This window comes from Pseudoalteromonas shioyasakiensis (genome assembly GCF_019134595.1).
Classification (GTDB): Bacteria; Pseudomonadota; Gammaproteobacteria; order Enterobacterales; family Alteromonadaceae; genus Pseudoalteromonas; species Pseudoalteromonas shioyasakiensis_A.
The window spans coordinates 606775-619069 of sequence record NZ_CP077771.1 but is presented as its reverse complement, the minus strand read 5'-3'; the positions used below and the strand labels follow the sequence as shown (position 1 = coordinate 619069).

The 12295-nt window shown below is 38.3% G+C and carries 11 protein-coding genes and 3 pseudogenes; 8 read left to right on the top strand and 6 right to left on the bottom strand.

All coding sequences use genetic code 11. The features are described 5' to 3' along the window. The first annotated feature begins 33 nt into the window (after positions 1-33). The 4 genes and pseudogenes from KQP93_RS20170 to KQP93_RS20155 all read left to right on the top strand — a co-directional run. On the top strand, positions 34-666 hold the full coding sequence (locus KQP93_RS20170) for a lysoplasmalogenase (RefSeq protein WP_217876932.1): 633 nt from the start codon (positions 34-36) through the stop codon (positions 664-666). Between the two features lie 63 nt (positions 667-729). Further along, positions 730-1008 (top strand): peptidylprolyl isomerase PpiC, encoded by a 279-nt coding sequence (gene ppiC / locus KQP93_RS20165; RefSeq protein ID WP_055021968.1) that lies wholly within the window; start codon positions 730-732, stop codon positions 1006-1008. Between the two features lie 463 nt (positions 1009-1471). Continuing rightward, complete coding sequence (locus tag KQP93_RS20160; protein ID WP_217876931.1) at positions 1472-2812, top strand: alpha-L-fucosidase; 1341 nt, start codon at positions 1472-1474, stop codon at positions 2810-2812. Positions 2813-2935: 123 nt separating this feature from the next. Beyond that, positions 2936-3045, top strand: a pseudogene (locus KQP93_RS20155) (peptidylprolyl isomerase); the annotation flags it as partial. Between the two features lie 213 nt (positions 3046-3258). Here the strand turns inward: KQP93_RS20155 and KQP93_RS20150 are convergent. The 4 genes from KQP93_RS20150 to KQP93_RS20135 form a co-directional block, all read right to left on the bottom strand. Then, on the bottom strand, positions 3259-3666 hold the full coding sequence (locus tag KQP93_RS20150; protein WP_217876930.1) for a hypothetical protein: 408 nt from the start codon (positions 3664-3666) through the stop codon (positions 3259-3261). Between the two features lie 414 nt (positions 3667-4080). After that, complete coding sequence (locus KQP93_RS20145; RefSeq protein WP_217876929.1) at positions 4081-4752, bottom strand: hypothetical protein; 672 nt, start codon at positions 4750-4752, stop codon at positions 4081-4083. 434 nt (positions 4753-5186) lie between these two features. Continuing rightward, positions 5187-5468: a hypothetical protein gene (locus KQP93_RS20140; RefSeq protein WP_217876928.1), complete on the bottom strand. Its 282-nt coding sequence runs from the start codon at positions 5466-5468 to the stop codon at positions 5187-5189. Positions 5469-5582: 114 nt separating this feature from the next. Continuing rightward, positions 5583-6017, bottom strand: coding sequence for a hypothetical protein (locus tag KQP93_RS20135; protein WP_217876927.1), 435 nt, complete (start codon positions 6015-6017; stop codon positions 5583-5585). Between the two features lie 693 nt (positions 6018-6710). Between KQP93_RS20135 and KQP93_RS20130 the strand changes: the two are divergent. The 4 genes and pseudogenes from KQP93_RS20130 to KQP93_RS20115 all read left to right on the top strand — a co-directional run bounded on the left by KQP93_RS20130 (position 6711) and on the right by KQP93_RS20115 (position 9299). Further along, a pseudogene (locus KQP93_RS20130) lies at positions 6711-7711 on the top strand (integron integrase). Between the two features lie 374 nt (positions 7712-8085). Next, positions 8086-8307, top strand: a pseudogene (locus tag KQP93_RS20125) (type II toxin-antitoxin system RelE/ParE family toxin). Between the two features lie 10 nt (positions 8308-8317). Then, the gene (locus KQP93_RS20120; protein ID WP_217876925.1) at positions 8318-8614 is read left to right on the top strand and encodes a HigA family addiction module antitoxin; all 297 of its coding nucleotides are present in this window, start codon (positions 8318-8320) and stop codon (positions 8612-8614) included. 163 nt (positions 8615-8777) lie between these two features. Continuing rightward, positions 8778-9299, top strand: a complete 522-nt coding sequence (locus KQP93_RS20115) for a YcxB family protein (RefSeq protein ID WP_217876924.1) — start codon at positions 8778-8780, stop codon at positions 9297-9299. A gap of 115 nt (positions 9300-9414) precedes the next feature. Here KQP93_RS20115 and KQP93_RS20110 read toward each other — a convergent pair whose 3' ends face one another. Then, positions 9415-10821, bottom strand: coding sequence for a YfcC family protein (locus KQP93_RS20110; RefSeq protein ID WP_217876923.1), 1407 nt, complete (start codon positions 10819-10821; stop codon positions 9415-9417). 152 nt (positions 10822-10973) lie between these two features. Then, on the bottom strand, positions 10974-12194 hold the full coding sequence (locus KQP93_RS20105) for a M24 family metallopeptidase (protein WP_217876922.1): 1221 nt from the start codon (positions 12192-12194) through the stop codon (positions 10974-10976). Between the last annotated feature and the right edge of the window lie 101 nt (positions 12195-12295).

The window sequence follows — 12295 nt, the reverse complement described above, 5'->3', positions numbered from 1 at the left end:
TCGTTATTGGGAACAAACAACAATAATAAGAATATGAACATTGTCTTTCTAACCCTAAGTACGTTTTACATTGCTTTACTGCTATTACAGCCCGCATTGCCTCAGCCTTTTATGGCGCTATTTAAAACACTACCTATTGGCCTATTGATTGTGATGGTGATAAAAGCGCGAAGTCAGTTACAAAATCGCACGTTTATTACTTTATTATTAGCTCTTAGTTTTTCAGCACTAGGTGATGTGTTGCTCGCCCTTGATACAGGGCAACTCTTTATAGGCGGTTTAGCGGCATTTTTTGTAAGCCACGGTTTTTATATCATTACTATGTTGCCAATTAAAAACTGGCGACTTGACGTTGTACTTCTTTATCTATTTTTAGCTATCATCGTTTTTTGCTTATTTTATCCAAACTTAAATGAGATGCTCATTCCGGTACTTTTCTATATGCTGGTGCTCACCATAATGGCAAGCTTTACTTGGATGACGGATAAATCTAACGGCTTTTTAGTGTTAGGTGGGGCCGTATTTGTTATATCAGACTCTATTCTTGGTCTTAATCGTTTTTATTTAGAAATAGCGCATGCAGATATCGCAATCATGGGTAGTTATTATTTAGCGCAATTTTGTTTGGTGAAAGGATTTTTACAGGCAACAAGTAAACATAAATAGCCACAGTGGCTCAGTGTTGATTGCCGTGATAAAATACGCGCGTTTTAATTTTCGAGATTTTCCATGGCAAATACAGCACACGCACTGCACATTCTTGTTAAGCATAAAGAACAAGCTGAAGACATCATTAAGCAACTTAAAAAGGGTGCTAAGTTTCAGACCCTAGCTAAAAAACATTCAACCTGTCCGTCAGGTAAAAAAGGCGGCGACTTAGGTGAATTCAGACGCGGTCAAATGGTGCCACAGTTTGACAAAGTAGCATTCAGCGGTGAAATCTTAGAACCACATCTAGTGAAAACGCGCTTTGGTTGGCATGTAATCAAAGTTTTATATCGAACATAATGAAGCGCTAAATACGCTTCATTTTTTATCTTTTTTAATGTCGCTCTTCTTTTTATGTGCTGATTTTAGAAATTTTCTTATCCCTATCTCCATTCGCTAATCTTTTATATTATCTTAAGTTGTTATTTAGAACTCCTCTTAGACTTATTTTAAGTAATACATAATGATTTTATGGATTTAAGCGTAAAGGCAACGTCAATAATTTCAAGATTTGTGGCTCTATAAATAGAGTCATGGATTCATATGTGATGAAAACAAAGTTGATAAATTTCCTCCTTACAACGGTTAAGAATTATCCTTCCTAAGGACTCATTCCAATAAGAAATAAGATTAATAGATACAGTATGTCTAACCACCTCAAGTTTTAAGTGTAAAAATTAATTTCATATATGCTTGCTAGATGTTGGGCTACATGTTTATATGTTATATAAACGTTACAATTAATTTTATATAGAGGTATAGAATGTACAAAATTTTATCATTATTAACCCTCGCAGCTTTACTGATGTCAGAGCTAACAGTTGCTGGTGAAAGTGTGGCCGTAGACCCTTCTAAAGTGGAGCCCTATACACCAGCCCCAGAAAATTTATCTGCTCGTGAAACTTTTCAGGATAATAAATTTGGAGTGTTTCTTCATTGGGGGCTTTATAGCCAGCTTGGCGGTGTTGGAAGCCCATATGGTGCAGAGTGGATTATGGAAGATTTACGTATATCAGGGAAAAAATATCAGCGTTTAGCACAATTTTTCAATCCCACTGGTTTTGATGCTGACGAGTGGGTAAGAGCATTTAAAGATGCTGGCGCAAAATATATAGTAATTACATCCAAGCATCATGACGGTTTTTCTATGTATGATAGCAAAGTGTCTGATTACGATATTGTCGATAGTACACCTTATGGGCAAGATCCAATCAAGGCCCTTGCAGAAGCGGCCCATAAAAATGGATTAGCATTATTCTTTTATTATTCACAGCTAGATTGGCATCATCCTGATTATTATCCTTGGGGGCGAACAGGGCACTATACTAAGCGCGCAAAAAGTGGTGATTGGGAAAAGTATTTACAGTTTCAAGATGCACAATTGACTGAGCTATTGACGCAATATGGACCTATTGGTGGGATATGGTTTGATGGTTGGTGGGACCAAGAGGATTCTTTGAATTGGGATAAATGGCAATTACAGCGCACTTATAAAATGATCCATCAATTACAGCCAGCAACGTTGATCGTGAACAATCATCACAGATTTACCGTGCCAGGGGAAGATTATCAAGGTTTTGAGCAGCAGCTACCAACAAATCAAAAACGACTAGGGAAACTCCCATTAGAAATGGCTCAAACTATGAATGGTAGCTGGGGTTTTAGTTTAACTGACGACAACTATAAAAGTGCAAAAGAACTTGTACAAACATTAGTAAGTGCAGCAGGACGAAATTCAAATTACTTACTAAATACAGGCCCTATGCCTAACGGAAAATTACAGCCTGAAAACTTACAAACGTTTGCGGAGATGGGGAAATGGCTTAGAAAATATGGAACAAGTATTTATAAGACACGTGGTGGACCAATAAAACCACAAAGTTGGGGCGTAACTACACAAAACAAAGACAGTATTTTTGTGCATATTCTTAATTGGCAGGGAAAAACATTAGAAATTGAATTAGATACACCAATCAAATCTGCTCAATTATTAGCAACGAATGAGGGGGTAAAATTTAACCAAAAGGATGGCGTCCTCACTTTAGAAAATTTAGTTGAAACGAGTGATGATTGGGTAAGAGTCATCGAACTAAAGATTAAATAATGTATAAAGGTGTACTAGCACAAACTTGATCTGACAGTCATCCATTTTCAAGCGGGTGACTGTCAGTTTAGATTTGAGCTAAATTATTGTCTGCCCAAATTAATTTTTGACCAAGTAATGTCTCAAATGGTGCCACAGTTTGACAAAGTAGCATTCAGCGGCGAAATCTTAGAGCCTCATTTAGTGAAAACGCGCTTTGGTGGCATGTAATCAAATTGCTATACATAACGTAAAGTTTAAAGCCTGCCTAAAACTAATAAGGCATGTCGTTAGCCCTTAATATTTATTATTAGTGAGTTGAAGCCTGTGGTTTTAACTCATTTTTGGACAAAAATGAGTTAGAGTATTTAATCAGTAACGCCCCAAGCAGGGGCAATAACACGTAGGCTAAAATACGGAACGAAGTGACGGGAGCCTACGTGTTAGTGTCCCGCTGACTTGGTTTGTTATACATCTTGGCTAGCGAGCTTATTTACTTCCGCGATTGCTTCTGCGGCATTTGAAACTTCCTTTGAATTACCACAACTACTAATAATAATTGGGCTATACGAGGCATCAGTAAAAATTAGATATTCTTTTCCCACGTCCATAGGGAATCTACCACTATCCATATTATTAAAGGCAACAAGAATATCTGACTGCTTTCCCTTATAGGTATGTTGTACCTTTATTGAATAAAGTAGTGCGGTGTAAAAGCCTTGGTCGTCAGACAAATACGCCTCATCTACTACTTTGCCTACGAATACAGCTTCATTATTTTCATATTCACTTTTGACGCTCGGCTTGTCTGATAAACACACCGCAGAGCTGCCAGTTGCAAAAAAGAACGACAAAATAACGAGCAATTTTCTCATATGTGGAAACAGCCTATTCAAGATGTATAACAATTTTATAGTGCGCGCGTCGCGCATCTTTTACTGATGTTAAGCTCATGTATTAATAAATCTATTTTTAACAAATAACGTAATGCATTGCCAATTCTAATTTTTTATTGATACTAAAGATATTCAGAAAAAGAAAATGCGCTCGTAGGTTATTTTCTTGAATATATGCGGATACTACACAGGATGGAAATCAATTAACTATTATTTTAGGCCAAACTCAATACCTTGTTATTTTCAAAAGTAAGCCTTAAAAGGATTTACTTTAACTCGTTTTGGGGCAAAAATGAGTTAGAGCCGAAGTACAACTCTGTATATAAGATAGCCTTTAGTAACGCCGGCATAAAGCCCCGCTTTGAAGGGGGCTACTTGATTCGATTGCTGTGGCTACTTTACGATCAAGTTATATTCAATATCCTGCGCCATTTTACCATAGGCACCATTAGGCCTATTGTATTGAGCTTTGAATTTAATCGTGTGTCTTCCTAACTCCAAAGGGCGCAACATTAGCCAATAGCCATCCGCAGCAGCTGGGTAAACAACAGGGGCGTTGTATTCTTTGGGAATTAGACCATTTAAATCAAAACAGTCAGAAGATTTAAATCTGAACTCTCCAGTATTTGGTATTTGGACGCCATCAACCTCAACATTTATTGAAATTAGTTTGTCATTATTCAATGCGGCTGATTGCTTTGCGCTGTCGCATGAAAGCTTATAGCCTGCACGGGGCCAATATGCCATGTTAATTATAGGAAAAAACAGGTGTTTTCCTTGAGGTATAGTACAAGTCCTTTTGATTTTTGAGCTCCCAAACCCGCCAGCAAGGAACCAAACCTCTCCGGTTTGGTTTACATGACAGTGCTCGCCAGTTCTATCTTTTAAAGGGCTAACTTCACTTGGTATGGCTCTCGTCCACTGCCACCAAATATTGGCATACTCATCCATTCCTTTACCTAGAATTTTTTCATGCGGCGGAACGACTTGGTTATTGATATCAATTGGTGGGGTTGAAGAGCAACCCAACAGAAAAATGCCAAGGTAAGGTACAAACCTCTTCATTAACTAACTCCTTTGTTAATTGTGGTCATAACAATTTAATAGTGTTAATAGGTTTTTTTCTACCAATCAACTACACATTTTTATCATTATTACACTTTTTTATTATTACTATGTTTTTATCAAATTAGCTAACCTTTTGCTAGTTAACAAAATATTTTTATATTGGTAAAGTGTCGGACGATAAATATGAGCTAATTGCTCGTTTTCCTGAATATAAAAATGTATCAAAAGAAAATTTTCAATTTCTGCTCATAGCAGACTTTTAAAGCAATTACGTTAACTCATCTAGGGGCAGTTTATAACTCGTCAATGGACAAAAATGAGTTTTAGTCGACGGGCGGTTCTGTGCCAGAAGCGGACGGTGGTAACGGCCGCCACAAACGCGATCAGCGTGTTGCGAAATGAGCCACGCAGCGGCGTTTAAATGGCGCTTATTATGTGTTTTGGGCACTTAATTTTTTCCCTTTGAGATAGCACCATATAAAAGTTAAAACACAGGTGGCTTTAAGAGCCAATAGTTCCAACGGTTTCCACCATGCTCCTGTCTCAGCTTCGATTATGTCTGATACGCCAAATAGAGTGAATGCAACCGTAGCTACCAGAAAAAGCGTTAGCCAACGATTATCTCTGCGCCTAATGACAGCAGTAATTAGCATCCCTAAGCCAATACTGAACCATAAGCCAGCTTCAATATGGTTGAATGTTTCTATGGTCATAATTTACACATAACGCCGCAATATGGGGCGCACAAAAGCTTGGCTATACTAAGCGAAGAATGAGCGCAGCCAAGCTTTTTGCGTCCCATTCATTATTGCTTTGTTATATTTTCATTACCACTGAGGTTTCATTTTATGCAACTTTACTAAATACGGTATTTGTAGCAATGGTTCTAAACGGATAGTTAAATCTGGCAGGTAAATAAACATACTTACTAGAGTTATAAGCAAGCCGATGTAACCCATAACCAAACAAGACATTAACCCCCAATCTTTTTGAAATAAAAGCCCATATGCGCATAAACCATTAACTAAAATTATAAATGATATGAGCATAGGCATAGCTGCATAAGCGCTACCAGTGTAACTTAACCCAAACATTTCATATGTTGCTTCAAAGTCGAAAATGGCAGAAGCCACATATAAAATTGGAGCAACAACGCCAAGTACCAAGAAAAGCCACCCAAATATTTTAATCCATAGAGGAATGAGCTCTTTTCTTGATTTAGATTCAGTAACACTTCCCTCAATGCTTAATTCAGTTTCCAACGGACTACCTCTGAAAATATAACGCCGCCTTATGGGGCGGAAAATGCTTGGCTAAAATAGCGAAGAATGAGCGAAGCCAAGCTTTTTGCGTCCCATTCATAAAGGCCTTGTTAGCTGAACAATACACTAAAAGGTATAAAAATTGTCATGATTATTAACCCTACAAACCAAAGCCCAAATATAATTGAATATAACCAATGAAACACTTGACCAATAGATTGAAAAAAGTTCAGTGCTGAGTTTGTTGGTTTAACATCTATAGGATCTTTTCTATACCATAACCACAGACCACATAAAGCAACACACCAGAATAACGTTACTCCAGACATAGCAGAAATTAACCTCAACAAGGTGTGATCAATACTAATGAAATGCCTTAATAAAGAACTGCCAACCAAAACACAAAAAGAACACACGAAAGTATAGAAAAGAAATTTTCTACGCTCACTTATTATTACACTTATGTTATGAAAATATACTGGAGTCATTATGTTCAGCTAACATGTTTATAGCGAGCTAATCGCGCGTTTTTCTACCACAGCGTAGCTCGTTTTTCTTATTAGATTATTTCTAACAAACTTGTTAACTAATTACCAGTGTTATTAAAATTTAGGAGTTCTCGCTTTTACCTCAGGATAAAAACGAGCGATTGGGTCGTTTTCTTGACTATACGAGCGACTGAGCTAAAACTGTATATATACAGCTTCATTTCAAAGGAATGAAAATGAAACTCGCTCTCCTTATTTAAACTACATTGCAGACTTATGCTCACTCGTCAGTATTCATTAAGAACAATTAATGCTTATTTAGGTTGGATCGCAAAATTTATTCACTTTCACAACAAACGTCACCCAAGCTCAATGGGAGATGCAGAAGTCAAAGCGTTTTTAGACCATATTGTATTAAAACGTAATATGTCACCTAGAACACAAAGTGCAGCTTTAAATGCGCTCGCTTTTTTATATAAACATATTGTCAAAAATGAGCTTTCTTTAAACTTGAATTTTGCACGAAGTAATCGACAACCCAAGCTGCCTGTAGTGATGACGCCTGATGAAGTAAAGCAATTGATGAGTCATCTTTCCAAGCGATATTACTTAATCACGGGGTTAATGCATGGAAGTGGTTTGCGTGTGATGGAAGCGGTGCAATTGCGAGTAAAGGACATTGATTTTGATTACAAATGCATTCAAATTTGGAACGGAAAAGGCAACAAGCATCGTATAGTTACTCTTGCAACGGAGTTGATCCCATTACTTAGAAATCAAATTTTGCAAGTTGAAGAATATTTAAGATTAGATTTACAAAACGAGCGATACGCAGGTGTGTGGATGCCTAACGCTTTAACTCGTAAATATCCCTCAGCTAATAAATCACTAGCGTGGCAATACTTATTTCCTTCCTACAAATTAAGTGATGACCCAGAAACTGGCGAGATACGTCGCCACCATTTCCACCCTACATGTGTTAGAAAAGCGGTTAAAAAAGCATTAAAGCAAACCAATATTACAAAGGTTATTACGCCTCATACCTTGCGCCATTCATTTGCAACGCACCTATTGCAAAGTGGCGCCGATATTCGCACCGTTCAAGCACAATTGGGCCATTCTGATGTCAAAACCACACAGATTTACACCCATGTTTTACAACAAGGAGCAAACGGTGTTGTAAGCCCATTAAGCAAAATTTTCTAGCTATTATTAAAGATGCGTTAACTTATCATTCAATGTGTAGGGCTTGGACCGTTTTTTGATTGCTCAAAGCAGCAGTTAGAGCATTTAACCTAACTTATTTTGGGGCATAATCAAGGTATGGCTTATTTTCTGATTTAGGCACGGAACTATCATTCAGTACCAACTCATTTATATTCAAAAATATTTTTCTACGAATAAGTTTATACACGACAAAAGTGCCCAGAGTGTTTTTTAAACGTATATGTTGTGCACATTATGACTGTGCGCTACTATTTGTATATTGATGCACAAAAGGGCAGTGCAAGGATATGGCTGTAAATTTTTAGGATGAGTGGCTCGAAGCATTCTATGAAGAGGATAAACGACATCGATTAATCCCTAAGGTTATAGAGAATGCTTTATACCGTAAGCTAGAAATATTAGATGCAGCAAAGGCTGAAGCTGACTTAAGAGTACCACCAGGTAACCGGTTTGAACATCTTGAAGGTAACTTGAAAGATTGGTGATCAATACGAGTGAACAAACAGTATCGATTGATTTTTAAGTGGGTTGATGGTGTAGCAGAAAACACCTATTTAGACCCTCATAAGTATTGAGGTAAGAGTTATGCGTATAACAAAGCGTCGTCCTGTGAGTGTAGGTGAAATGCTCAAGCTAGAGTTTTTGGAGCCTATGGGCATTACATCAAAAATTTTAGCTGAAGCAATGGGTGTACATAGAAATACAGTTAGTAATTTGATTAATGGCGGTAGCTTAACAGCGCCCCTTGCAATTAAACTTGCTGCATCGTTAGGGAATACCCCAGAGTTTTGGCTTAATATCCAGCACTCTGTAGATTTATGGGATACGAGAAATCGTTATCAAGAAGAAGCTAAATCTGTAAAACCCTTACTTTCTGCTTAAGAAACTTCACTACGTACATCACAAACTATTTAAAGAACTCATAACGTGTAATGTTAATCCACAGTCTAAAGGTTAGGCTGTCAAGTGTTCTCACCTTGATTAGCTGCTTTGTGCCAAGGGAATTTGTATTTATGGACTCTTTATTATAAGGACATTTCAATTCATGATTAAAAACATAACCATTACAAAGCAAGATTACTTAGAGTATTCCAAATTTGCGGTGAATAGGCTGTGTAATACAAAAAGTAAAGCAAGCTCTAGTTTTCTTAAGAATATGATCATCTGGTTTGTATTGGCTGTAACTTTTATGTCTGTGTTCCAATTAAAGTCTATTCGTTTTAATGATTTTCATTGGCAATCTGCGCTGATCACAGCAATTCCTTTTTCGATATTACTTATTGTTTTTCTATACAACATTAATAAATTCAAAAGACTATCAATTCCAAATGATAATGGTTTAGTGATTGGAAAGAAAAGCTTAGAGTTTCAAGCTGACGGAATAACTGAAATAAATAGTCTAGGACATTGCTTCTATAAATGGGAAGCAGTAGAGGTAATTGAAGAACATAAAGGTAACGTGTATATCTTTGTCGATAAATTGTCAGCATTGATCATTCCGGCAAATTCATTTGCTAGTGAAGCTGAAAAAGACGAGTTAAAAGCTTTCGTACAGAAGTTTTTATAATTAGCTTTTCATCTGGCAATATTTCGTGACAAGTAATGCACAGAGCCACGCTAACACATAGGTGTTAGCGGGCATCATTAATTTATCGAGGAGCCAATTAGCTTTCTCGACTAACTTAATTTAGTGTGGGCTGCACATCTAAGCCATAGCCAAACATTACAGCTAATACTAATACAACCGAGGCTGCGAGCATTAGTTTAATTAGTAGTGGTAAACAGAATCTAAACCAATGTCCGTAAGGCACACCTGCCATACCTAAAATGCCCATAAGTACAGCATTGGTCGGAATGATCATATTTGAAAAGCCATCACCAAATTGATAAGCAAGCACAGCAACTTGTCTTGGTACACCGACTAAATCACCTAGTGGCGCCATCAGCGGCATAGTGACATAAGCCTGCCCAGAACCAGAAGGAATAAAGGTATTAAGCAGGGTTTGAATAACCAACATGCCAATTGCAGATATTTCAGCTGATACATAAGAAAGTGGTAACGACATGCCATGTACAATACTATGCAAGATTTGGCCGTCTTCTAAAATAAGTGCGATACCGCGTGCAACACCAATTAACACTGCGGTGGTAACAAGATCAGACACGCCCTCTATAAATTTGTTCGCTGCTTCATCTGCAGAGAGTTTGCCTAGAATGGCGACAATCACACCCCAAGCAATAAAAACACCGCCTAGCTCGTATAAATACCAGCCCTTCGTTGCAATGCCCCATACTGCAATTGCAAGGGTAATGATGAAGCTGCCTAAAATGAGTTTATGGCGAAGAGCAAGTGCTGGGTAACTTGTTGCTGTTTGATTTTCAAGTGGGCAAGGCACGCCAATCATCATTGATTTAGATGGATCGTTCGCTACCTTTTTGGTGTATTGCCAAACATGATGAAAACCAATGAGCACAAATGGAATAAATATAGCTAAACGTAACTCTAAGCCAGAGTAAACAGGAATACCTGCAATTTGCTGTGCGATTAATACGGTAAATGGGTTAAAAGCTGATACACCATAACCAATACCATAACCTGCGACTATCATACCTACGGCAGTCATGGCATCTAGGCGCATTGCTTTACAAAGCGCGACGAGAATAATAACAAAAGGAATATATTCACCGGCGGTACCAATACTGCTTGATGCCAAGGCAAAGCAAAACACCACCATAAAGATTAATCGTTGCGGCTTTTTACCGTGTCGCTCTAAAAGCCTACCAATAAGTGCATCAACAGTGCCTGTGGCACGTGCAACAGCTAATACACCGCCAACAATTAACACAAAGAAAATAACATCTTGAGCAGCAGCAAATGCGCGAGGTATGGCTTGTAATAAATCCCATGGGGTTAGGTAATGGCGCTCAGCAACTGTTTGATAGGTGCCCGCAACAACCATTTCGCGGCCTGATTCACTTAATGTAGTGGCGAAAAAGCCCTGTGGTACTAACCATGTAGCAATAAGCGCAATGACCATCATACTTAGCAGTAAGATAAGCGTATGCGGTACTTTAAAGCGTAAACCCATTTATTCTCCGTAATTATGTTAGGTTAAATTCTTGAAATCATAACATGATAAAAGCTGATAGGTTGTCTCTAAAATGTCCACACTGTTAATGATTGTAATAATTCAGATACAAAAAAGGCCAGAAAACTGACCTTATAAAGTTAATTTGAATTTTATTTAGCTAACCCAAATGGATCATCAATGCTATGAGCAGGTTCGGTAAACCAACGCGGGCCTTCGTCTGTCATATAAAAGTGATCTTCTAAGCGAATACCAAACTCATCCGGTATTACTAACATGGGTTCGTTACTAAAACACATACCTGTTGCGAGTGGGGTAGGGTTACCACCAACTAGGTATGGCCATTCATGAATATCTAAACCAATGCCATGGCCGGTTCTATGTGGGCAGCCTGGTGTTTGATACTCTGGTCCCATGCCATTTTCGGCAAGATACTGTCTTGCAGCATCATCCACTTTGCCACATGGCTCACCGTTTTTTGCGGCAGCAAAAGCAGCAAGCTGGGCATTTTTCTCGTGTTGCCAAAACATACGTTGACGTTCAGTTGCTTCACCAAATACATAGGTACGGGTAATGTCAGAGAGGTAATCATGTACTTTACAGCCAGTATCAATCAGTACCACATCACCTTTTTTAAGGGTTTGCGGGTTTTTAACGCCATGCGGGAAAGACGACGCAACACCAAATAACACAATACAAAAATAGTTACCCGGTGCGCCGACTTTTTGGTGCGCTTTTTTAATAAAGGCTTCAACTTCAGTGGTGGTGATGCCTTCATAAAGCATACTTGCCGTTGCTTTGTGTACTTCTAAAGTCATGTCCATAGCACGTTGCATTAAGGCAAGTTCGCTGGCTGATTTATGCATGCGGCAGTAAGCTGTTACGCACTGTGCGTTAACAATGTTGTAATTGCCGTTAGCTTTATTAATACCGTCGTAGATAAAAAACTGTGCGCTTTCATCAATACCAAGAGTACCATCTTTGCTAATGCCCATTTCTGTAAGAACATCTACGCATAGTTGATAAGGGTTTTCGTGTTCTTGCCAGCCACGAATTGGGCCATCAATCACCATAAAATCGTTTAAGCTGCCGATTTCAAAAAACGGTGCTATGTATTGCACATCACCTTTAGCAGGTAAAATAGCGCCAACTAAACGCTCACTTGCGTACCAACGCATCCCTGTAAAGTAGGCTAGGTTAGTGCCTGCATTTAAGTAAATTGCATCAATATTGTTTGCTTGCATATACGCTTGTGCTTTCGCGATACGCGCATGAAATTCGTCATTTTGAATAGGGGTTAAATCTGTTGTCATATCAGACAAAGAGTCAAGCGCCTGATCTGGCGTTTGTGTGCCAATACCATATGTTGTCATTGTGTACTCCTTGGTTTTTTGTGCATTGTGGCTTGAGTAAACACCCGATGCAAACTCACTGCGACTAATCGCATAATATTCGTATTTATGGTTATAACTGT

Bases quoted from the DNA above. Each gene is read 5' to 3' on its own strand.
- KQP93_RS20170 (WP_217876932.1), top strand. From the start codon at position 34: ATGAACATTGTCTTTCTAACCCTAAGTACGTTTTACATTGCTTTACTG.
- ppiC (WP_055021968.1), top strand. From the start codon at position 730: ATGGCAAATACAGCACACGCACTGCACATTCTTGTTAAGCATAAAGAA.
- KQP93_RS20160 (WP_217876931.1), top strand. From the start codon at position 1,472: ATGTACAAAATTTTATCATTATTAACCCTCGCAGCTTTACTGATGTCA.
- KQP93_RS20150 (WP_217876930.1), bottom strand. From the start codon at position 3,666: ATGAGAAAATTGCTCGTTATTTTGTCGTTCTTTTTTGCAACTGGCAGC.
- KQP93_RS20145 (WP_217876929.1), bottom strand. From the start codon at position 4,752: ATGAAGAGGTTTGTACCTTACCTTGGCATTTTTCTGTTGGGTTGCTCT.
- KQP93_RS20140 (WP_217876928.1), bottom strand. From the start codon at position 5,468: ATGACCATAGAAACATTCAACCATATTGAAGCTGGCTTATGGTTCAGT.
- KQP93_RS20120 (WP_217876925.1), top strand. From the start codon at position 8,318: ATGCGTATAACAAAGCGTCGTCCTGTGAGTGTAGGTGAAATGCTCAAG.
- KQP93_RS20115 (WP_217876924.1), top strand. From the start codon at position 8,778: ATGATTAAAAACATAACCATTACAAAGCAAGATTACTTAGAGTATTCC.
- KQP93_RS20110 (WP_217876923.1), bottom strand. From the start codon at position 10,821: ATGGGTTTACGCTTTAAAGTACCGCATACGCTTATCTTACTGCTAAGT.
- KQP93_RS20105 (WP_217876922.1), bottom strand. From the start codon at position 12,194: ATGACAACATATGGTATTGGCACACAAACGCCAGATCAGGCGCTTGAC.